20 protein-coding genes and 2 tRNA genes are annotated in these 21,379 nt (G+C 39.2%); 10 read left to right on the top strand and 12 right to left on the bottom strand.

The features are described from left to right. Nucleotides 1-5: 5 nt before the first annotated feature. Nucleotides 6-2,138, bottom strand: coding sequence for an HD family phosphohydrolase (locus ACWICE_RS11010; protein ID WP_185213851.1), 2,133 nt, complete (start codon nucleotides 2,136-2,138; stop codon nucleotides 6-8). A 215-nt stretch (nucleotides 2,139-2,353) separates the two neighbouring features. Between ACWICE_RS11010 and rpe the strand changes: the two genes are divergently transcribed. The 4 genes from rpe (at nucleotide 2,354) to ACWICE_RS10990 (ending at nucleotide 7,950) form a co-directional block, all read left to right on the top strand. Continuing rightward, complete coding sequence (gene rpe / locus ACWICE_RS11005; protein ID WP_454298387.1) at nucleotides 2,354-3,034, top strand: ribulose-phosphate 3-epimerase; 681 nt, start codon at nucleotides 2,354-2,356, stop codon at nucleotides 3,032-3,034. A 143-nt stretch (nucleotides 3,035-3,177) separates the two neighbouring features. Further along, on the top strand, nucleotides 3,178-5,439 hold the full coding sequence (locus ACWICE_RS11000) for an aconitate hydratase (RefSeq protein WP_185213853.1): 2,262 nt from the start codon (nucleotides 3,178-3,180) through the stop codon (nucleotides 5,437-5,439). 163 nt (nucleotides 5,440-5,602) lie between these two features. Beyond that, nucleotides 5,603-7,339 carry a M14 family zinc carboxypeptidase gene (locus ACWICE_RS10995; protein ID WP_454298386.1) on the top strand — a complete coding sequence of 579 codons (1,737 nt, stop codon included), beginning with the start codon at nucleotides 5,603-5,605 and terminating at the stop codon, nucleotides 7,337-7,339. A 140-nt stretch (nucleotides 7,340-7,479) separates the two neighbouring features. Further along, nucleotides 7,480-7,950 carry a DinB family protein gene (locus ACWICE_RS10990; protein WP_185213854.1) on the top strand — a complete coding sequence of 157 codons (471 nt, stop codon included), beginning with the start codon at nucleotides 7,480-7,482 and terminating at the stop codon, nucleotides 7,948-7,950. A gap of 57 nt (nucleotides 7,951-8,007) precedes the next feature. Here ACWICE_RS10990 and ACWICE_RS10985 read toward each other — a convergent pair whose 3' ends face one another. From ACWICE_RS10985 to ACWICE_RS10935, 11 genes are all read right to left on the bottom strand, one after another. Next, nucleotides 8,008-8,451 (bottom strand): nuclear transport factor 2 family protein, encoded by a 444-nt coding sequence (locus tag ACWICE_RS10985; RefSeq protein ID WP_454298385.1) that lies wholly within the window; start codon nucleotides 8,449-8,451, stop codon nucleotides 8,008-8,010. 969 nt (nucleotides 8,452-9,420) lie between these two features. Then, the gene (locus ACWICE_RS10980; RefSeq protein ID WP_454292122.1) at nucleotides 9,421-9,774 is read right to left on the bottom strand and encodes a hypothetical protein; all 354 of its coding nucleotides are present in this window, start codon (nucleotides 9,772-9,774) and stop codon (nucleotides 9,421-9,423) included. A 332-nt stretch (nucleotides 9,775-10,106) separates the two neighbouring features. Continuing rightward, a complete protein-coding gene (locus ACWICE_RS10975; protein WP_185218303.1) occupies nucleotides 10,107-10,517 on the bottom strand; it encodes a hypothetical protein in 411 nt (136 codons plus the stop codon). A 77-nt stretch (nucleotides 10,518-10,594) separates the two neighbouring features. Beyond that, nucleotides 10,595-10,954 carry a DUF4180 domain-containing protein gene (locus tag ACWICE_RS10970; RefSeq protein ID WP_185213859.1) on the bottom strand — a complete coding sequence of 120 codons (360 nt, stop codon included), beginning with the start codon at nucleotides 10,952-10,954 and terminating at the stop codon, nucleotides 10,595-10,597. 159 nt (nucleotides 10,955-11,113) lie between these two features. After that, nucleotides 11,114-11,329: a YgaP family membrane protein gene (locus tag ACWICE_RS10965; protein WP_185213860.1), complete on the bottom strand. Its 216-nt coding sequence runs from the start codon at nucleotides 11,327-11,329 to the stop codon at nucleotides 11,114-11,116. Nucleotides 11,330-11,398: 69 nt separating this feature from the next. After that, entirely contained in the window at nucleotides 11,399-12,025 is a 627-nt protein-coding gene (locus ACWICE_RS10960; protein WP_185213861.1) for a Crp/Fnr family transcriptional regulator, read from the bottom strand. A gap of 299 nt (nucleotides 12,026-12,324) precedes the next feature. After that, nucleotides 12,325-13,026 (bottom strand): VIT1/CCC1 transporter family protein, encoded by a 702-nt coding sequence (locus ACWICE_RS10955; RefSeq protein WP_313262224.1) that lies wholly within the window; start codon nucleotides 13,024-13,026, stop codon nucleotides 12,325-12,327. A 60-nt stretch (nucleotides 13,027-13,086) separates the two neighbouring features. Continuing rightward, on the bottom strand, nucleotides 13,087-13,971 hold the full coding sequence (locus tag ACWICE_RS10950) for a nucleotidyltransferase domain-containing protein (RefSeq protein WP_454298384.1): 885 nt from the start codon (nucleotides 13,969-13,971) through the stop codon (nucleotides 13,087-13,089). Between the two features lie 12 nt (nucleotides 13,972-13,983). Then, a complete protein-coding gene (locus tag ACWICE_RS10945; protein ID WP_454298383.1) occupies nucleotides 13,984-14,691 on the bottom strand; it encodes a hypothetical protein in 708 nt (235 codons plus the stop codon). Nucleotides 14,692-15,023: 332 nt separating this feature from the next. Further along, nucleotides 15,024-15,158 (bottom strand): hypothetical protein, encoded by a 135-nt coding sequence (locus ACWICE_RS10940; protein ID WP_454298382.1) that lies wholly within the window; start codon nucleotides 15,156-15,158, stop codon nucleotides 15,024-15,026. A gap of 1,217 nt (nucleotides 15,159-16,375) precedes the next feature. Further along, a tRNA-Arg gene (locus ACWICE_RS10935) sits at nucleotides 16,376-16,449 on the bottom strand. Between the two features lie 286 nt (nucleotides 16,450-16,735). On the opposite strand from ACWICE_RS10935, the gene ACWICE_RS10930 reads away from it, so the two are divergent. From ACWICE_RS10930 to hemF, 6 genes are all read left to right on the top strand, one after another. After that, nucleotides 16,736-16,820 (top strand) — tRNA-Ser (locus tag ACWICE_RS10930). A gap of 446 nt (nucleotides 16,821-17,266) precedes the next feature. Then, nucleotides 17,267-17,719 carry a GNAT family N-acetyltransferase gene (locus tag ACWICE_RS10925; protein WP_454298381.1) on the top strand — a complete coding sequence of 151 codons (453 nt, stop codon included), beginning with the start codon at nucleotides 17,267-17,269 and terminating at the stop codon, nucleotides 17,717-17,719. 89 nt (nucleotides 17,720-17,808) lie between these two features. Then, the gene (locus tag ACWICE_RS10920) at nucleotides 17,809-18,747 is read left to right on the top strand and encodes an alpha/beta fold hydrolase (protein WP_454292023.1); all 939 of its coding nucleotides are present in this window, start codon (nucleotides 17,809-17,811) and stop codon (nucleotides 18,745-18,747) included. A 68-nt stretch (nucleotides 18,748-18,815) separates the two neighbouring features. Further along, nucleotides 18,816-19,277, top strand: a complete 462-nt coding sequence (locus ACWICE_RS10915; protein ID WP_454298380.1) for a GyrI-like domain-containing protein — start codon at nucleotides 18,816-18,818, stop codon at nucleotides 19,275-19,277. A gap of 191 nt (nucleotides 19,278-19,468) precedes the next feature. Next, a complete protein-coding gene (locus ACWICE_RS10910; RefSeq protein WP_262890807.1) occupies nucleotides 19,469-20,464 on the top strand; it encodes an NAD(P)H-dependent glycerol-3-phosphate dehydrogenase in 996 nt (331 codons plus the stop codon). Further along, entirely contained in the window at nucleotides 20,464-21,360 is an 897-nt protein-coding gene (gene hemF, locus ACWICE_RS10905) for an oxygen-dependent coproporphyrinogen oxidase (protein ID WP_454298379.1), read from the top strand. The genes ACWICE_RS10910 and hemF overlap by 1 nt, the downstream gene beginning before the upstream one ends. Nucleotides 21,361-21,379: the final 19 nt, after the last annotated feature.

Raw genomic sequence — 21,379 nt, 5'->3', positions numbered from 1 at the left:
TTTTTTTAATTATCTTTCTTCTTACTTAGATCGTAATCAATGCGAACATGGTAAATGCTCTTCAGCATGGCCTTGAAGATCTTGGCCGATTCTGTGATCTCACGCATCGTAATATCCGCATTCTGGAACTGTCTCTGCAATAATTTATGGTCTATGATCTTGTCCACCAAATTATTGATTGACTCTTCGGTAGGCTCCTTTAATGCCCTTGAAGCAGCCTCAACAGAGTCTGCCATCATTAAGACAGCGGTCTCCTTTGAAAATGGTACTGGACCAGGGTATTTAAAGATTGACTCGTCAATGACTTTGTCTGGATTCGCCTTTACCGCCATGTTGTAGAAGTAATCAACCTTAGTCGTTCCATGGTGCGTTCTGATAAAGTCGATTACCACCTCAGGCATCTGGTTCTTCCTAGCCATTTCAATGCCCTTCAACACGTGCGAGATAATGATCTGTGCACTTTGTTCAGGAGTCAACTCCTCGTGGGGGTTGTCATTGGTTTTCTGGTTTTCGATAAAGTACAGTGGATTGATCATCTTACCAATATCATGGTATAAAGCTCCTGCACGGACCAGTAATGGGTTTCCACCAATTTTATATATTGCGGCTTCAGCAAGGTTAGCAACCTGTAGCGAATGCTGGAAGGTGCCTGGTGCCTTTAAGGAAAGCTCACGCAGTAACCTAGAGTTACTATTGGTCAATTCCATTAAGGTTAAGTCAGAAACGATTCCAAATAACTTCTCGAAAGCATAGATTAAAGGATAGGCGAGAAGGGTCAATCCTACACTCACTGTAAATGGAAGGATGTCCTGCCAGTAAATCGAAGAAAAAGATCCGTTACGGGTCAGAACCAATCCCATATAAGCAAGGATGTAGGTTCCTAAGATCAGCACACTGGATACCAGGAATTGCTCTCTCTTAACCAGTGTACGGATGCTGTAAATCGCAACCATACCGGCCGTGAACTGCAAGAAAACAAAATCAAAACTGTTAGGTACGAACAGTCCAGCAATCAGTACCATCAGGATATGGATGTTGAGTGCTATCCGTGTATCGAACAATAATCTGAAGATGATCGGTACACTACAATATGGAATGTAATAAAGACTTGGGATCTTGATCTTGATAGCCCAACTCAATACCCCTAACATCACCAAAATGACGATGAAGATAATGAACAGCAGACGGTTATTGTTGAAGATATCCCTTCTGAAGAAATAAAGGAATACCATCAATAGGGCCATGGCTAGCGAAATCAGGATAAAGTGTCCAAAAGTGACAAGGTTCTGTTCGCCACTGATCCTAGATTCGTCCTCGAATACCTTTCGTAGGGACTCTAATTTCTGATAAGTGTCGTTATTGATTATTTTCCCCTGTTCAGCAATCAGTTCGTCCTTTTGCACCATCCCTCGGGTGGTTGAGATATTGGCCAAGGCCGTTTGCTCAACTTTGTTGGTCTGGGACTCATTAAAGACGTAGTTGATGGTAATGTAGTTTTTCAGGACTTCAGACAGCCATTTCTTATGCTCGATCAGTTTGTTCTTTTCAAGTGCTCCAACGATATATTGATTTGCAGATTCTATCGTATAACAATCTACCGTATTCTTCTGCTGGGCGATATTGTCGTGGATCAGGACAAAGTTATACTCCAACGAAGTAGGATCATTTCTGGAGGAGTCATTGCCTTTGTTTTGATATCGATTATTGAGGGAAAGGACACCTCTTTCGTAGATGTAATTCAAGAGGGCGGTTCCTACTTCTCGATAGTCATTGAGGTTTCCTGTCTCGGCGGAATCTAATTGGCTGGATTGCCATTTTTCGTTGAGGTCGGTATTGAACTGGTCGATCTGTTCCTTACTGGCCACATCGTTCAGGTTATAGATAGGTTGGACCGTATTCAGGATGTACTGTTTATCGCGCTCCATTTCTTCGGCAGTTTTGAGGACTGCGAAGTTGTAGGGGGAGGTCAGGTTTTCATGGTTCCAAGGTTTTCCTTTCTGGTATTCGTACCTAAATCTGGGTTGTTTGGGTAGGAATATACAGATCAGGACAATGGTTAAGACCACCATTCCATATTTCCACAAACTGGAGTTTTGCTGTAATTTATCCTTAGGGTAATTTATCTTTAATTTCGCCACAATCTAATTTTAGTAATCCTAACTAACAAATGTAATTATTTTACGGCAAACAGTTTGATTTTAGGCTAAGACAATCTGAAAACATTGTCCTTATTGTCGAGGAGTTTCTTTCCTTTTTGCTTTGGATTGTAAGTTGAATGTAGCAATTCTAGGGAAAACCTGTCTATTTTTCAATTAGAGGATAATACTTGTTATCTTTGCAAAAAATTTAAGACATGTCCATACAACAACACTTAATAGCACCTTCGGTATTGGCTGCAGATTTTGCAAACTTACAGCGTGACGTAGAGATGGTCAATGCGAGCGAAGCTGATTGGTTTCATATTGACATCATGGATGGGGTATTTGTCCCAAACATCTCTTTTGGATTCCCGGTAATGAGTGCCATTGCAAAGCATGCAAAAAAGCCTTTGGATGTACATTTGATGATCGTGGATCCAGACCGTTACTTGAAGGTTTGCAAGGATAATGGGGCAGAGGTTATAACTGTTCATTATGAAGCTTGCACACATTTACATCGCACATTAGCAGCGATTAAGGAGTTGGGATGTAAAGCAGGGGTTGCATTGAATCCGCATACACCGGTTTCCTTGTTGAAGGATGTGATCCAGGATATTGACCTAGTTTGCCTGATGTCTGTAAATCCCGGTTTCGGAGGACAGAAATTCATTGAGCGAACGTACAGTAAAATTAAAGAATTACGCGCTTTAGCGGCAGAGCAGAATACGGATGTTTTGATCGAGATTGACGGAGGTGTTGGGACTTCCAATGCGGGCAAGTTATTGGCAGCTGGAGCTGACGTTTTGGTGGCCGGTAGCTTTGTGTTCTCTTCCGAAAATCCAGTTCAAACAATACAGGAATTGAAGGCTGTAGACCCTTCAGTTCAATTGGTTTAACCCTTTTGTTTAGAATACTTCCAAATTAGCGAGAAGTGGCAGAAATGCGAATAAAACGCAGTTTTTTTTGTATTTTTGCGTAAACAGCTCATAGTATGAGCTTAATAGTGTAAAATTTAATAAATCATATTAAACTACAAATAATGGCTTTTGATATAGACATGATCAAAAAGGTTTATTCTCAATATGATGAGCGTGTAAAAGCTGCTCGCCAAGTTGTAAATAAACCATTGACTCTAGCTGAGAAAATTTTATATACGCATCTTTGGGATGGTAATGCCTCAGAGGCTTACGAGCGTGGCAAATCATACGTTGATTTCGCACCGGACCGTGTAGCGATGCAGGATGCAACTGCTCAGATGGCTTTATTGCAATTTATGCAAGCAGGCCGTCCGCAAGCAGCAGTTCCTTCAACTGTTCACTGTGACCACTTGATTCAAGCGCGTGATGGAGCAGCAGAGGATTTAAATCGTGCTAAAAATGAAAGCTCAGAAGTATTCAACTTCTTGAGTTCTGTATCGAACAAATACGGTATTGGTTTCTGGAAACCAGGTGCTGGTATTATCCACCAGGTAGTATTGGAAAACTATGCTTTCCCAGGTGGTATGATGATCGGTACTGACTCCCACACAGTAAATGCGGGTGGTTTAGGTATGGTTGCGATCGGTGTTGGTGGTGCAGATGCATGTGATGTGATGGCAGGATTACCTTGGGAGCTGAAATTCCCTAAATTGATCGGTGTAAAATTAACAGGTAAACTTTCTGGTTGGGCGGCTCCAAAAGATGTAATCTTGAAAGTGGCTGGTATCTTAACTGTAAAAGGTGGTACTGGTGCTATCGTAGAATACTTTGGCGAAGGTGCTGAATCTTTATCTTGTACAGGTAAAGGTACAATCTGTAACATGGGTGCTGAAATCGGTGCAACGACATCAACCTTCGGTTATGATGCTTCTATGGAGCGTTACTTGCGTGCTACAGACCGTGCAGAAGTTGCTGATGCGGCGAATGCAATCAAAGAACATTTGACTGCTGACCCTGAGGTTTATGCAAACCCTGAACAATACTTCGATCAATTGATCGAAATCAACTTATCGGAGTTAGAGCCTTCATTGAACGGACCTTTTACTCCAGATTTGTATACTCCAATTTCACGTATGCGTGAAGAAGCTGGTAAAAACGGCTGGCCTACTAAAGTAGAGTGGGGATTGATCGGTTCATGTACTAACTCTTCATACGAAGATTTATCACGTGCTGCTTCTATCGCTCGCCAAGCTGTTGAAAAAGGACTTGTAACAAAAGCTGAATTTGGTATCAACCCAGGATCGGAGCAAGTTCGTTTCACTGCTGACCGTGATGGATTATTGAAAACTTTCGAAGACCTTAATGCTACGATCTTTACCAATGCATGTGGACCATGTATCGGTATGTGGGATCGTGCTGGATCTGAGAAACAAGAGAAAAACACTATCGTTCACTCCTTCAACCGTAACTTTGCGAAACGTGCTGATGGTAACCCGAACACTTTTGCATTCGTAACATCTCCAGAAATGGTTGCTGCGATCGCTATCTCAGGTGATTTAGGTTTTAACCCGCTTACAGATACGTTGACCAACAAAAACGGTGAACAAGTAAAATTAGATCCTCCTACTGGTGATGAATTACCAGAAAAAGGATTTGCAGTGGATGATCCAGGATACCAAGCTCCTGCAGCTGATGGATCAAGCGTTGTAGTGGATGTGAACCCTGATTCAGATCGTCTGCAATTATTAGAGCCATTTGCAGCATGGGAAGGTACTGACCTTAAAGGCTTGAAATTATTGATCAAAGCTAAAGGTAAATGTACTACTGACCACATCTCTATGGCTGGTCCTTGGTTGAAATACCGTGGTCACCTAGACAACATTTCTAACAATATGTTGATCGGTGCGGTTAACTTCTTCAACGATAAGACTGATAATGTGAAGAACCAATTGACTGGTGAATACGGTCCGGTTCCTGCAACACAACGTGATTACAAAGCGCACGGTATTGGTTCAATCGTCGTAGGTGATGAAAACTATGGTGAAGGTTCATCTCGTGAACACGCAGCTATGGAGCCTCGTCACTTAGGTGTTCGTGCCGTATTGGTAAAATCATTTGCCCGTATCCACGAAACTAACTTGAAAAAACAAGGTATGCTTGGTCTTACCTTCGCGAATAAAGATGATTACGATAAAATCAACGAAGACGATACTATCGATATCATCGGATTAACTGAATTTGCTCCAAACAAACCGCTTACATTGGTATTGCACCATGCTGACGGTACGTCTGAAGAGATCCTTGCAAACCACACGTACAACGAACAACAGATCGGTTGGTTCAAAGCTGGTGGTGCATTGAATATCATCCGTGCAAATCAGTAATAGTATTTAGTAGTTAGTATCTAGTATTTAGACTAGAGCTGCTGACTTCAGAAGGTGCCGTTCCATTGGGACGGCACCTTTTTTATATTTAGGGAAGTCGCATTCCGAACCTTCCAAACAAAAATAATCTCTATCTTTATTCACCTAATAAGCCAAACTAAGCATGAATACAAGTTTATTAAAAAGCATGGCCTTGGCCGCTGTGTTGTTATCTACTGGAACAATGGAAATAAAAGCTCAGAAAATACCCTATGAACTGGATGCCAAAAAGAATACAACTGTAACCTATCAAGAATTGCAGGATTATTATTCTGCCTTGCTCAAAGGCAGGAAGGATGTTAAAATGATTGATTATGGATTAACGGATGTTGGGAAGCCATTGCAATTGATCGTCCTTTCCAAGGACGGTGATTTTGATCCTAACAGCATTAAGGCAAAAGGAAAGGCAGTGATGTTGATCAACAATGGGATACATCCAGGGGAACCAGAAGGGATTGATGCTTCCATGATGTTTATCAGGGATCTGCTTCAAGCAAATAAATTACCTGATAACTTGGTACTCTGCGTGATTCCAGTCTATAATATTGCGGGAATGCTAAACCGTGGAGAATCCAGAGTGAACCAAAATGGTCCAAATGAATACGGTTTTAGGGGCTCTAGGCAGCATTATGATCTCAACAGGGATTTTATTAAAGGTGATACCCGAAATTCTAGGCTCTTCCAAAAGATATATAGCACTTGGGATCCAGATGTTTTCTTTGATACCCATACCAGCAATGGAGCAGATTATCAATATGTAATGACCCTAATCGAAACCCATAAGGATAAACTGCATAAGGACTTGGCACCCTATATGAAATCCAAATTCACGGATGAGCTATACAGAAGAATGGAAAAGGAAGGTTTTCCGATGGTTCCTTATGTGAATGCAAAAGGCGAGACGCCAGAATCGGGACTCGTTTCCTTTCTTGAAAGCCCTAGGTATTCGACAGGATATGCCGCCCTGCACAACAGTATTGGCTACATGCCAGAAACGCATATGTGGAAGCCCTATCAGCAACGTGTAGAATCCACCTATGCCTTGATGAAGAATTTATTTGAAGTTTCCGTAAAAGAGTCCAAAGATCTGGTTGCCCTACGCAAAAACATAAAACAACAAGTCGCTGCCCAAACCGATTTTCCAGTCAGCTGGACCTTGGATACTGAAAAAGTTGATCAAATTGAGTTCAGGGGTTTTGAATCCGGGAAAAAGTCCAGTGAAGTATCGGGGAAGGATAGGTTATATTATGACAGAAGCAAACCCTTCAGCAAGCAGGTTCCCTACTTCTCGAATTACAAGCCGTCCATCAGTATCAAAAAACCAAAAGCATATATCGTACCCCAAGCTTATGATAGGTTGATAGAACTGATGCAAACCAATGGTGTCAAGATGCATCAGTTGGCAGCTGATGAGGTAAAGGAAGTGGAGATGTATTATATCACTTCCTACAAAACACAGGGAGCTCCCTATGAAGGGCATTATCCCCATCATTCGGTGGAGCTGAGTCCGAAGATGATGCAGGTGCCATTTTATAAAGGCGATTGGATAATCGAAACCAATCAGGACATTAATCGTTATATAGTAGAAACATTGGAACCCCAGGCGATGGATTCCTTTTTCAACTGGAATTTCTTTGACGCCATCCTTTCGCAAAAAGAATACTTCTCGGCCTATATATTTGAGGACACGGCGGCCGAACTATTGAAGAATGATGTTGAATTAAAGGAAAGTTTTGAGGAAGCGAAAAAACAAGATCCGAAGCTGGCAGAAAGTGGAAGGGCACAATTGGAATGGATCTATAAACGTACGCATCATTATGAGCATAACTACATGCTGTATCCTGTAGGAAGAATCCTGTAGGATGGTACGAAACCATATCAAGCTTCCAAGATATTCCTTGGAAGCTTTTTTTATGCTTGGGATTTTAATTTTCTGTTGACAAAAGGCTGTCATTCATCGCACTTAAATTTGAGTATTCAATCATTTAAAAAGAAAATATTATGAGCACTACAGGAATTATTACGAAAGAGAACTTTTTGAACCATTGGCAAGGACATAGAGGCTTAACGAGAAAAACAATTGAGAAATTTCCAGAAAAGGAATTATTCGAATATAGCATAGGAGGGATGCGCCCTTTCAGTGATTTGGTGAAAGAATTATTGACTATTGGGTTGCCGGGTCTAGAAGGGATCGATAGCAATACCACAGAGGGTTTCAACCATGATGTTCCATTTAATACCAAAGAAGCCTTATTGGCAGAGTGGGATAGACAGACCCCATTGATTACTGAATATTACAATAAGATTCCAGTAGAAAGATTTCCAGAAGATTACAATCTATTTGGTCAATTTAATCAGCCTATCATTGAAAACCTTCTGTATTTTGTGGATAACGAAATCCACCATAGAGGTCAAGGCTATGTTTACCTCAGGAGTTTAGGAATTGAACCTCCCATGTTCTGGGACAGATAGAAATAGGAAAGGCTGCTCATTTTACCGAGCAGCCTTTTGTATATATGTCGCATCCAATTATTTCTCTTCAAAAACTGAATTTACTTCAGTGATTTTCCAGCCTTCACTGTCCTGCACCATGGTTAGGTAATCAATGCGTTTGAAGTTGGAGAAGTTAAGCGTTACTTTAGCAAGGCTGTATTTGCCAGTTTTCTCCACGATTTGATAGTCGCTATCACAGTTGTAGGTGTTTCCCTTTTGGCTTTTGATCTGTTTGATGTAGTTAGCTCTTGAAAGGGGTGCCTGATTGTATTCAGTATTGTACTTCAAACTGAAGTCCTTACCTAATAGGTTGTCTAGATGGTCTACATCTCCTCTTACTGAAGTGTTGATATAGGCGTCAACAACATTTTCTACCACTGCGCTGTTTAATTTGTCTTTGTCTTTATCGATTGCAAATGCTGTGAACGATGAAGTGAATAATAGACCTGCGATTGCGAATGTTTTTACTAAATTTTTCATGACTTATTTTTTTAATGATTAATACCTGTTTTATTTTTTCTTGTTATTTCTTATTTGATACTTCAAAGGTATAGCAGAAATACAGCCCATAACAGGCAAAATAGGTCAATTCTGAAGCTTTCTCGGTGAGTGCTGGAGTTATTTCGGTGAAAATCCCTCAGGGTTTTGCTGAAGAATTCACCGATGGAATTAGGGGTATTTATTGCTCGGTCGATTCAATCTCCTCGACGAAAACCTCTTCAGCACAGAAGCGAATCGTTCTGCCACTCATAAACATGAAGATGTCTCGTTACTTTTGGAGCCCAAAAGTAACCAAAAACCTTTGGCTCATTTAAGGTGGCTTTTCGCACCATCCTTCGCACATGGATAGAATGCCTTGTTGTCGGGAATATCTTTCAGTAAATCATCCCTTTTGATGGGATGATCTACTGAAAGCATTCCAAGGCCAATCCCATCGCACAGGGCATCGGCATTCTATCCATTTTTCCGCCACTGGAAATGAGCCGGAGGCTAAAGAGCTTCCTGCGGAAGAATGGTTGTTTGAATAAATTGGGAACCCCTGGAAGGGGTGAAATCTTTGTAGAAGATCAAATCGCTTGACATATAACCCACAGCGTGGGTGAAATATTTTTCTGAAAATCCCTTCTTAATTCATTTCCAATTCTGAACGATAAGTGAAGAATCTGTACGGTTCTCCTTCTAGAGGCTTTGTCATATTCAATCTTCGATTGAAGAACTGTTCGCCAAAACAGCAATGGATGTTTTTCTTTTTGAAGGTTTGCTTTTTTCGAGATGCTTCGAATGAACCTCGATACAAAATAAACTTAACTTATTGACAGTGCTCAGAGGGGCCATTCCGTCACAAGGACCTAATCATAAGTAAAGAAATGATTCAATTCAATTATGAATAGTCCATAATAAAACAACCTAAGGATTCCTTAGGTTGTTTATGTTATAATTTAATTGAGATTAAAAGCTTATGATATGACTGGCATATTCAGCATCCCTATTCTTTAAGGATACTTCTAGATTTTCGCCAGAATTTGTGTTTTCAGGTTTTTTGATTTCAAATACATCACCCACATTGACTTCACCTTGAGCTTTGTCATTGACAAATATGGTCAATGGAGCATTGACTTGGTCGCCAATAACTTTGTATTGATACGTATTGGAATCATCCGCTTGTAGTTCAATTTTGCCCTTAGCTGCAGGCTCTACAAATTCCGTTTGATTCATATTTAATTCTGAAGGAATTTCTTTGGTTTCAGGGTTTCCGAAAAGTAAACTTCCTATAAACAGTGCTGAAAAAAATAGTTCATTCATATGTTCAATTTTTTGTTATATGTTTAATTAATCTATTGTAATAACGATGTTACAAATAGGATTATTGCATTTACCATGCCAAAGGAGAGGATTTAAGGTTTTTTAACAGGTTAAGAATGGAGTTAAAAGAAAAAATCCTGAGCTGGGGAAGCTCAGGATTTTACCAAACCAATTATTAACCTAAATTATGAAATTACTCTTTATTACTCTTTTGCTTTTCTTTGTTATAATAACGAGACGAACTATACTTTCGTGTCTTTTTAGTTTTAGATTAACATCTTTTAACAAAGTATTAGGGTAATTCAATAATTATGGGAAGGTCTGCCTATATTTTAATCTTTTGATATGATATTCTTTGCAAAGTAAGCCATTGGGAAGTATGCAAATACCAGGTCCACGAAAGTAAACCAAAGTGGAGAAGGCAACATAAATATAGAGGCCAGTCCACCTAGGAAAAAGAATACTGCAATAACCATTGCAAAAGTTAATTTATTGTTAGGGGCAATCCATGCTGCTACCAAAGCACCAACGAAGGTACCTAGCGCGTGGGCAAGGAAAGGGAACAGGAAATTTATGGGTTTGAATAGATGCATTCCTGCCTTCAAACCTTCAGCGGTAGTGACGTCAACGCCATCAGGCGGAGGAATCACGGTACCACTTATAGAAACCAAGGCCATATTGACCATGGAGCCAATTACAATGCCCAAAACAACGGCAAGGATCTTACGAAAAATCGGATTCATTTGGATTAATAATATGCACAAATGTAATTCAAAATGAAATAGGTTGTAGCAGATCGGAAAATTAAATCAAGGCAAAATTATTCTGCAAGTTTAATCCTTGCTTGGTCAACGGATTCCACAAAATTTACCAATCGGCCTTTGTTGCTTTCGGCAATAAATTCCTTTAGACTTTGACTGTTATATTTTGAGAAATCTCCTACGATCATCAATCTCACACGGTAGGTAGAGAATTTCTGCAGGATTTCCCCAGCCATTTTTGTTTTTAGATCAAAGAAATTCGGGTGTATGTTCTTTTCGTGAATGATCATCCTGTCGAATCCCTGATAATATACATCACCCATTACATCGGTGCCGTCTTCAACTGTTTTCCAGATATAATCGTCTGCTTGAACTTCTGCAATTTGTTGATTGTTGAGGCTATGTTTTATTAATATCATGGGGTATAGTGGAATATTTTATAAAAATAATAATTCTCTTGGAGAAAGTTTGGCCTTTTCTTAAAGAAATACTTTTGTCGATATCAGGAAAAAAGAAACCCCACTTAAGGGATATAAGCGGGGTAAGGTATAAAGATAATAGTTATTGTGATTTTCTTTTTAGTGGTTGGTTGCTTTCTTTCTGCAGGTATTAACTCCCAATAGGCTATATAATGGACAGAATCCAATTAAGCTGGTGAGTACAAAAATCCCTGCAACAACCAATAGAACAATTGCCAATGTTCCGGAAATAACTTTTGTAAAGAACAAAACTGCAATAATGACTGCAATGATTATCCTGATCGTTTTGTCTTGTGGGCCCATGTTTGTTTTCATAAGTAAATGATTTAGGGTGAACACTAAAACAAAAATGGCTTATATCCTATAGTTTGTCAGTGACTTTTATCACATTGGGGAGAAAATTTCTACTTTATTTCTAAAAAGTTTCAAAATTCCCTTTTGTTCCAACTGTTTTAACAGTCTTGAAATTACCTCCCTTGAGGTAGAAAGGTCATTGGCGATCTCCTGGTGGGTGATATTTAGGATATTACTTTGTACAGCCTCAGCTTTGGTTTTCAGGTAATCCATCAATCGCTCATCGATTTTCTTGAAGGCTACACTATCCAGCGCATTGATAATTTCATCGTATCGATTGTCCATGGTTCTCAATACAAACATGCGCCAGCTCGCATACGAATCATACCATTTCGCCGAAGTTGATGAAGGAATGGCGATCAGTTCCACCTGCTCTTCTGCAATGGCCTTGATATTACTCAGTTTGTTCATGAGCGAGGTAGATAGGGATACCGCACAGCTCTGGCCTGCTTTTATATAATAAAGGATCAATTCATTCCCTTCATTTGTCTCTCGTACGACCTTGACGGTCCCTTTAAGCAGGATAGGGATGACTTTGATATATTTATGTGGTTCTACGATAATATCCCCGGTGTTAAATTCAAGTTTGCTGCCTACTTGTTCAAACTCTGCTCTTAAACCCTGTTCCAAGAGGAAATCAAACTCAATGTTATTCATCTGAAATATAGTTGTGTGAATATAAATATTTAAACAATATTAATGTTTAAACAATAAATATAGATAACGGGGAAATCATAACATGCTAAATTTTCCAAAAAATAAAAATTATTAGGCATTCGGCTACAAATGCTGGCGGGAAATTAGAAATTAATATTTTTTATATTCAATTAGGTCATTTCTTTATCTTGATAATAAAATTAATTTTAATAGCGCCGTATATTTAATTACCATGGTCGATTATCTGTTAAGTAATATGCATACTAAGTAATAGCGTGATTTGGAATCATGTTTTTTCATTATACATTCACGCCAAAAATATATCCCACCAATGCAGATAGAGCCATCGCGATAGTTCCCCAAATAACGATCCTGATCATAGGTTTCAAAGGTTTTGCACCGCCGGTCTTTGCAGAAACGGCTCCGAGGATGACCAATGAAATAATGGTAAATCCATATAGGGAATATACCATATATTCAACGGGAGCAAAGATTACTACCAGTAGGGGAAGTAAACCACCTGCGGTAAAAGCGGCACCAGAAGCCAAAGCAGCTTGGATTGGATTAGCCTGATTGATATCGGTTATCCCAAGTTCATCGCGGATGTGCGCAGCCAAAGCATCGTGCTCCGTCATTTCCCTGGCCACCAGCATGGCAGTTTCCTTTTTCAATCCGCGTTCTTCATAGATCTTTGCCAACATCTGAAGTTCCAGCTCAGGCATTTCAGCAAGTTCCTTCGCTTCTCTCTTAATATCAGCCCTTTCGATATCGGTTTGCGATGAAACCGATACATATTCCCCCGCTGCCATGGACAATGCTCCAGCGACCATACTGGCAACGGTTGCCAGCAAAATAGGATCCCTGCTGCTACTTGCTGTTGCGACCCCGATGGCTAAGCTGGCTACAGAAATAATTCCATCATTGGCACCCAAGACAGCAGCCCTTAACCAATTGCTTCGATGTATATAATGGGTCTCTAAATATTTGTCGATTGTTGTCATGGTTGTCAGTTATTTAGATACTGTAATTTAAGGAAATTAATCCTAAAAGATTATGTGCCTTTAGCTAGGTTTCAATCCATTCTTAAAACTAAATAGGGGAGTATATTGATTTCCCGAAAGTTGAACAACTTCCTGAAATAAGCTGTTCAATTGCATGAAGCTATCCGTTAAGGAGACTTTTGCTTTCAAGATCGACTCTACCTTCTTGGTCAAATCCTTAGGTTTCTGATCTGCTTTTTCTAAGATCTCTAAGGCTTTTTTATCTGAGATTGGATAAATTTCATTGATGGCAAAGAGGGCTTGGACAATAGCTTTCAATGTTCGGGTAAAGCAACCAAAGGTATTGTAGTAATCATTGCTCTTCGCGAACCCATTAGTATTGATGATGCTGAATTCTGCAGCCCAAAGGGATTCTTGGATGATTTTGTTCTTTAGCGGTTCAGGATATATCTTGACCAATGATTTCAGATATTGTATTACATTTTGAGGGTCGAATACGGCCTTGCAGGCTTCAATCTCCGCCAGATAAAACAAAGAAGTAAACCCATATGGAGGTTGCTGTTCATAGTGATTTTCCCAAATACCTTCCATTGCATCCTGAATCGTTCTCCTTACCTGGTTGATACTGCGGTAAAGGAAATCGATCTTCCCTGCTTCAGTCTGTATCCAAGCGCCACCATTCACCCAAGGTCCCCATTCATAAAAGTCGGTAACTGTAGGAATATTGTCCTTGGCATATTTCTTTGCAATCGATTCAATTTCTTTGATGTCAAACGGATTGTTCTCATGGTAATAAATCCCAATATCGATGTCAGAATCTGCATTTGCCCTTCCTGTGGCATAGGAACCGCCTAAAACCACAGCCGATACATGTTCCACTTTTTCCAGATCCTCGCAGATTGCATCAAATATTTTTTGTTTTTCAGGAGGTAGATTCATACCCATAAATTAAGCATTTTATTGCATTTCCAACTTGACCTTAATAGCTTCCAGCAATCTTGTTTCAAAATCTTTGATGACCAGTTTGGCCCAAAAATTAGCATAGAAATTCATTTTAGAGGTAATCTTATAATCACAGGATAAGGTAACCTTGGTTTGATCTGATGAAATAGGCGATAGGTTGTAATATATATTTACAAACTCAAAGTTATTTCCCTTAAGAATATGTTTATCGGTAGGTCTATCTCGTAATTGAGATTTTTCAATATCAATTTTATAACTGACAAACTGATTTTCAATTTGTTTTTCTATGGTTTCGTAGAGCGCTAAGCCGTCTGTAAACTGTCCTATTCTATATTGGGTTCCGTTTTCCTGAAATAAATTAGATTCAATAGGTCGAGGGATTCCGATAAACTGAAAAAAACCTTCCTTATACTCTTTGTCTGTCAAATGAGGGACCTCCACAAGGTTTGGGAAAATATATTCAGGACTCTTATTGATGATGAGGCTATATGAAACTTTGTAATCCTGGGTTCTGTCAGGAAATGACTTTTCAATTGGGAGAAAGAACAAAGGAAGAAAGACCAAAGTAAATAACTTCTTCTTTTTCTCCTTTCTTTTCAACAAGATCCCAGCAATAAATCCCACCGTGCCCGTGATCAAAAAATAGGGTAGGCCGATAATGAATATGCAAAAGAGGTCCTCCAATTTTGTGACGATTGCCAATAATAAAAAAAGGAAAACTGAAATTATCGGATATAAAAATGTTTTGAAATCATTTTTATAAACGTTGTTCTGCAGGAATAGTATTGGGATAATTCCAATAATAGCAGGGGTTATGAAAATGAAGGAAATATTATAGACATTATTCGAAAAAATAATAGAATCTTCCTCAACTAAAAATCTAATTAATAAACCATATAGCGCAGCTATTAGTATTCCAAGATATTGGGAAGGATTTTTAATTGGAATCTGCATAGGTTTATATTTTATATTCAAGGTAAATAAGATAATTTGACCAAGCAAATAAATGTACCATGGAATTGTTTCTTATTTAGCTATTTAGGGAATTCCTCTGTAACCTCAGCCCCAGCAGAGAATAGGAATTGCCAAATGAAATAGATAGTGATCAATGCAATGATCAAGACAAGGATCCAAATCCATGTGTTTCTAAAATTTTTATCCTCTAACATAGCTAATGAACAGTTAGCCTAGTATTTTGGTTTAAAGAAAAATACAGCGCATAAAAAAATCCTAAGCCTGGGAAGCTTAGGATTTTTATTACTAACCAATTATTAACCTAAATTATGAAATTATTTACTCTTTACTCTTTTACTCTGTTTGTACTATATTAAACGCAAAGCCTATGCCTATCTTATATTTGGCAATGCGGATTAACAATTTTTAACGCTAATTTAGTCTGAAAGCCATTCAAGCGGAATTAGGAGTAAATCTACAGTTCAAGAAACAAGCTGTTGGATGGATTTGACTTGGTCAGTTTTCCTGACAGTCTTTTCCAAAATTCTATTCAATATATAGTTGAACATAGCTTACTTTCCTTCGGGTCTCATTCGAGACATATTCGAGAAATCCTTTGAAATTCATGGTAGATTGCCCGAGGATACATTGAATATTATTTTAAACATTTTGCGAAAATTCCGAATGTGTCTCGAATGAGGTTAAGATTATCCCCAAAACAAAAATCCTAAGCTGGGGAAGCTTAGGATTTTTTTTACTAACCAATTATTAACCTAAATTATGAAATTATTTACTCATTACTCTTTTACTCTGTTTGTACTATACAAACGCAAAGCCTGTGCCTATCTTATATGGGACAGTTCGGATTAACATTTTTTAACGAGGTGGGAGGTTTTGCCTTTCTTTGCCAGTGACCACCTGAGGCACGAAGATTCTCGGAACCATGCAAACAATAATTGCATTGGCGTACAGTTCCTTTACCTTCGGTAAAGGATGACAGTGCTTGGGGGAAGGGAACCGTACGGATTCCTCACTAATCGTTCAGAATCGCAAAGGGGTAACGTTCTTTTAGATTGTCAACCTGAGGCACGAAGGTTCTCGGGACCATGCAAACAATAATTTCATTGGTGTACAGTTCCTTTACCTTCGGTAAAGGATGACAGGGTTTGGGGGAAGGAGAACCGTACAGATTCCCCACTGATCGTTCAGAATCAAACATGTGCTTGAGAGGGATTCAGAGTGTTAACGAAGAATCTATTTTTATTTTAAATAGCTGGGTTTGTCATTACGAATCGTAAGATGAGTAAACTATTTCAATTGAAGATTGGGTTATGGTAGGAGGAATGCTGGTAATAAAAGAGATATAATGTTGGGAGAAAATATATCGGACTATTAGAAAACAGAAAAGCTCTCTAAGAAGAGAGCTTTTAAGTACGCCAATTAGGGTTCGAACCTAAGACCTACGGTTTAGAAAACCGTTGCTCTATCCAGCTGAGCTATTGGCGCCTGATTTTGTGAAGCAAAAGTAGGTATTTGCTTGATAAAAGCAAAATAAAATCGCTTTTTTTACTTGAATAATCATTAACTAATTGCCTTCCAAGTACATATTTTTAATATTTTGCTGGGCTTTCCTCGATACTATCAAAGTTGTTTATAAAATCCGGCATTGGATAAAATAATTTCCTGCTCTAATGGGTTAAATATCAGCTTAATTAGGCTATAAAGGGGATTTTAAACCATATTATTTTCATTTTTTATTTGGAGATCAAGTCAGAATTTGTACTTTTGTCGCGGAGAGTTGGCAGAGTGGTCGAATGCGGCGGTCTTGAAAACCGTTAACTGTCACAGGTTCGGGGGTTCGAATCCCTCACTCTCCGCACAAAAAGCCTTCATCGAAAAGATGAAGGCTTTTTTGCGTAGGTGAGGGATCGAACCTTGTGTTGGCCGGGGTTCGACCCGCAGGGGGTTCAGGGTTTGCGCTGGGGGCATGTGGGGCTGAACCAATCCCTCACGGGTGCTGGTCGAAAATGTTCCAGGAAAACGAAATACAAAAACCCTTCATCGAATAGATGAAGGCTTTTTTGCGTAGGTGAGGGATCGAACCTTGTGCCGGGCGGGGTTTGCCTAGAGGCTATCTAATTTTCAGCTTCATTTTTAAAAACACCCTGAAAAGGCTGTTTAGGCGTTCAATTTTGCAATTAGAGATTGCATTTGGCTTTCAGGTGTCACAACGTTTTTTGATCCTTTCCCTAAAGCGATCACATCATTAGATGCAGTTGATATTTTATTTAATTTTGCAACAGCAATCAATAAATATATTAGCATGATGCCTTCTGAGAGCTTTGAAATTATTAAATATTCCGATGCATATAAGCAACAAGTTTCGACTGTTTGGGAAAAATCAGTTCTTGCGACACACGATTTCTTGACCCCAAATGATTTTAAAGAAATTAAAGAATTAGTCAGTACAATTAATTTCAATGATTTTCAGGTTTTTTGTTTAGTAAATGGAAAAGTTATATTAGGTTTTATTGGTGTTGCAGATATGAAAATTGAAATGCTCTTTTTAGACCCTAAATATTTCGGACAAGGGCTGGGACAGAAATTATTAAATTTCGCAGTCAAAAAACTAAATGCAGACAAAGTAGATGTAAATGAGCAGAACTCAAAAGCAGTGAAATTTTATCATAGGTTTGGGTTTGAAATATTTGAAAGAACTGATAAGGACGACCAAGGAAGAAACTACCCTCTGTTAAGGATGAAATTAGCTGATTAACAATACAGTATCTATAAAATTATCTGTCAATCTGTTTAAATTATAACCTACCCATTTCCTTTCCTCTCTCCAAATCTTTAACTTTATACATGGCTATTAAAAAATCCGGAACTCATTCCATTTCCTTTGAAGGCACAACCCTCGACGTCTTTTACAACTCATATCTTCCTAGCTCCGACAAAATATACGGCAGCATCATTGTCCTGCACGGTATGCAGGAGCACAGCGGTCGATACGATGAATTTGCTACCTTTCTTTCGAAAAACGGATTTGCAGTCCTGACCTATGACCATCCTGGTCATGGACAAACTGCCAAGGGAAAAGAAGAATTAGGTTTCTTCCATGAAAACAAACCTGGAGAGTTTTTGATTCAGGTAGCTATAGGCATGTCACAGTTTTTGAATTCGCAGTACAAAGATCAGCCTCATTTCATCATAGGTCATTCATTAGGTTCCTTTATCTCAAGGAATGTCATTCAGGAGATAGGGGAAGAATTTAGGGGAGCCATCTTGATCGGTTCGGGACATGCAATGAAGGGAAGCTCCCTGGGCACGAAGTTTTTGGGAGTTCTTAATCGAGTAGCTCCAAATTCCAGGTCCAGTTTTATGAACGAAAAGTTTGCCCAGATCAATAACAGGAAGTTTAAGGATGAGCCCAACCATGAGGATCTAAATTGGTTGAGCCTAAACTTGGAGAATCGTGATAATTACCTTACTGATGAATACTGTGGGATAGACTTTACGGACAATGCTTTTTATGGAGCGGCGCAGGTGACATTGTGGGGCAGTGGGAACGGATGGGTCAAAAAGATTCCAAAAGAGCTATCGGTTCTGTTTTTGAGTGGTGAGGACGATCCGATTGGTGATTTTGGGAAAGGGGTGAAAAAATCTGCTGAGGAGTTGGTAGAACATGGGAGCAAGGATGTCAAGTATCAACTTTATCCAAAAATGAGGCATGAACTATTGAATGAGGATGTAAAGAAGGATGTTTATCAGAAAATATTGGACTGGTTATTAATCAAGATTTGAGTTTGGGGATGATGCTGACAGGCTGTTGTCATAGCTTTGTTTTTCTTTGTCCTAAATAAATACGAAAAATGATGAGTAGAGAACATATTGAAAGGTTTTATGTGATAGGCATTGCTGTCACAACCTGTAACACCGATGGGTCGGCGGCACAGGATATTCCTGCACTTTGGGCAAAATTTGCAGGGGAACGATTGGATTCTAAAATTCCTAATCGAATCGATGACACTGTTTATTGTATCTACACAGATTATGAAAGTGACTATCAACATCCTTATCTAACCTTATTGGGGTGCAGGGTGAGTTCCTTGGATGAGGTTCCTGTGGATATGGTCGGGAAAGAGATTCCGGCCTCGAATTATGAAAAGTCCATTGTGGAAGGTGATATTTCAGGTCCTGCCATTTATGGAGCTTGGGAAAAAATCTGGGCTTCTGATCTGGACAGAGCATATAGAGCGGACTTTGAAGTCTACTCTGCTGAAACTTGCCAAGCCGAGGTACCATCCCTTGAAATCTTTGTTTCCGTGCGTTAATTGTAGATTAGTTAAAGAAATTCTTAATAGGAAAGCTGCCATTGGTGGCTTTTTTTGATTTCTGCATCGTTTTATTTTAGGATTGATGGGCCAGCCTTTAAGGTATAAGCGGTAAAATCAAGCTTTATTTTACATTAGCAACGGGCTTTTATTGGTATCTTTGTTTTTCATACAAATAAAGGAGGGAACTTTTGGCAAAAATTGGAGTTATAGGTAGTGGAAGTTGGGCTACTGCAATGATCAAAATGTTGACAGATAACCAACAGACTAAACATATCAATTGGTGGGTCCGCAAGCAGGAAGATATTGATTATATAGAGCAATACCATCATAATCCATCTTACTTAAGTGCTGTTGAAGTTAAATTGGACCATATCAGTTTGTTCTCTGATCCAAAGGAAGTATTCCAAAATTCGGATATCATTATTCTGAATACTCCAGCAGCTTATCTTGAAGACGCCTTGCAGGATCTTCAACCTGATGATTTCAAGGATAAACTTCTGGTATCCGCCATCAAAGGAATTGTGCCATCCATAAAAATGATCGTCGGCGAGTTTTTGAACAAGAAATTCGAGGTGCCATTGGAAGATACGGTTGTTGTAGGTGGTCCTTGCCATGCGGAGGAGGTATCGCTTGAAAAACTTTCGTACCTGACCTTTGCTTCGAAGAACACTGCAAATGCTGCTGTTGTTGCTCAATTTTTTCAAAACCATTATATAAAAACAGTGGTGTCCAATGATATGTTGGGCGTAGAATATGGCGCTGTCCTTAAAAATATCTATGCATTGGCTTGTGGTATCTGCCATGGTCTAGGTTATGGCGATAATTTTCAGGCGGTATTGATATCCAATGCTATCCGTGAAATGGAGTATTTCGTCAATGCTATCGATCCGCAGAAGCGGGAGATCAATCAATCGGCCTATTTAGGGGATCTATTGGTGACAGCCTATTCGCAATTCAGCCGCAATAGGACCTTCGGTACCATGATCGGCAAGGGCTACAGTGTGAAATCTGCACAGATGGAAATGAATATGGTGGCAGAGGGATATTTTGCTTCTGATTGTATCCAAGATATTATCTTGAACCATCAATTGGATATGCCAATCTGCAACACCGTTTACAATATTTTATACAAAAATCAATCAGCTACATTAGCTGTGAAAGCATTATCGGATAAACTGACGTAATGATTAATAAAGATCAAATCGCTGAAAAATATAAAGAGATTCAAGACGAGATCACCCAAGCGCTAGAGGCATTGGATGGAAAGGCTCGTTTTGAGGAAGAACTGTGGGAACGTGAAGGTGGAGGTGGAGGAAGGACCCGTATCATCCAACATGGAAATATATTGGAAAAAGGTGGGGTTAATTTCTCTGCTGTACATGGAAAGCTTCCTGAGCAGATCAAGAAAGCATTTGGCGTAGATGAAGATGAATTCTTTGCTACAGGTGTTTCCATTGTGATCCACCCCAATAATCCATGGGTGCCGATTATCCATATGAACATCCGGTATTTCGAATTGAATGAAAATATACGTTGGTTTGGTGGTGGTATTGACCTGACTCCGCATTATGTGGATGAAACCGATGCTACTTATTTCCATCAGGAACTGAAGAAAGTCTGTGATCAGTATTCATCGGAATTCTATCCTAAGTTCAAGGATTGGGCTGACCAGTATTTCTTTATCAAGCATAGGGATGAAACCAGAGGGATCGGTGGTATATTTTACGATAAATTGACTCCTGAAAAGGCAGGTATCTCTGATCAAGAAATCTTTGACTTTTCATGTGATCTTGGCCATCTTTTCCCGAAAGTATATAGTGAATTAGTAAACAGAAGCCGAAATAAACAATTTACAGAAGCTGAAAAGTACTGGCAGTTACTGAGGAGAGGCCGTTATGTGGAATTTAACTTGGTATATGATGCAGGTACTAAATTTGGCTTAGAGACCAATGGAAGGATTGAATCCATATTGATGAGCTTGCCAGAACAAGCGAATTGGTTCTATAATTTCCAAACCGAACAAGATTCTAAAGAAGAAAAAACTTTGTCCCTATTGAAAAAGGGGATTAACTGGGTTTAGTGTTTATTGAAATTCAGAT

This window comes from Sphingobacterium sp. NPDC055346 (genome assembly GCF_053645235.1).
Note: the sequence above shows the minus strand (reverse complement) of the source record. Positions and strands in the feature narration are given on the sequence as shown.

What these genes read in the sequence shown, in the direction of transcription:
- rpe (WP_454298387.1), top strand. Translation starts at nt 2,354, where the DNA reads ATGTCCATACAACAACACTTAATAGCACCTTCGGTATTGGCTGCAGAT.
- ACWICE_RS11000 (WP_185213853.1), top strand. Translation starts at nt 3,178, where the DNA reads ATGGCTTTTGATATAGACATGATCAAAAAGGTTTATTCTCAATATGAT.
- ACWICE_RS10995 (WP_454298386.1), top strand. Translation starts at nt 5,603, where the DNA reads ATGAATACAAGTTTATTAAAAAGCATGGCCTTGGCCGCTGTGTTGTTA.
- ACWICE_RS10990 (WP_185213854.1), top strand. Translation starts at nt 7,480, where the DNA reads ATGAGCACTACAGGAATTATTACGAAAGAGAACTTTTTGAACCATTGG.
- ACWICE_RS10985 (WP_454298385.1), bottom strand. Translation starts at nt 8,451, where the DNA reads ATGAAAAATTTAGTAAAAACATTCGCAATCGCAGGTCTATTATTCACT.
- ACWICE_RS10980 (WP_454292122.1), bottom strand. Translation starts at nt 9,774, where the DNA reads ATGAATGAACTATTTTTTTCAGCACTGTTTATAGGAAGTTTACTTTTC.
- ACWICE_RS10975 (WP_185218303.1), bottom strand. Translation starts at nt 10,517, where the DNA reads ATGAATCCGATTTTTCGTAAGATCCTTGCCGTTGTTTTGGGCATTGTA.
- ACWICE_RS10970 (WP_185213859.1), bottom strand. Translation starts at nt 10,954, where the DNA reads ATGATATTAATAAAACATAGCCTCAACAATCAACAAATTGCAGAAGTT.
- ACWICE_RS10965 (WP_185213860.1), bottom strand. Translation starts at nt 11,329, where the DNA reads ATGAAAACAAACATGGGCCCACAAGACAAAACGATCAGGATAATCATT.
- ACWICE_RS10960 (WP_185213861.1), bottom strand. Translation starts at nt 12,025, where the DNA reads ATGAATAACATTGAGTTTGATTTCCTCTTGGAACAGGGTTTAAGAGCA.
- ACWICE_RS10955 (WP_313262224.1), bottom strand. Translation starts at nt 13,026, where the DNA reads ATGACAACAATCGACAAATATTTAGAGACCCATTATATACATCGAAGC.
- ACWICE_RS10950 (WP_454298384.1), bottom strand. Translation starts at nt 13,971, where the DNA reads ATGGGTATGAATCTACCTCCTGAAAAACAAAAAATATTTGATGCAATC.
- ACWICE_RS10940 (WP_454298382.1), bottom strand. Translation starts at nt 15,158, where the DNA reads ATGTTAGAGGATAAAAATTTTAGAAACACATGGATTTGGATCCTTGTC.
- ACWICE_RS10925 (WP_454298381.1), top strand. Translation starts at nt 17,267, where the DNA reads ATGATGCCTTCTGAGAGCTTTGAAATTATTAAATATTCCGATGCATAT.
- ACWICE_RS10920 (WP_454292023.1), top strand. Translation starts at nt 17,809, where the DNA reads ATGGCTATTAAAAAATCCGGAACTCATTCCATTTCCTTTGAAGGCACA.
- ACWICE_RS10915 (WP_454298380.1), top strand. Translation starts at nt 18,816, where the DNA reads ATGATGAGTAGAGAACATATTGAAAGGTTTTATGTGATAGGCATTGCT.
- hemF (WP_454298379.1), top strand. Translation starts at nt 20,464, where the DNA reads ATGATTAATAAAGATCAAATCGCTGAAAAATATAAAGAGATTCAAGAC.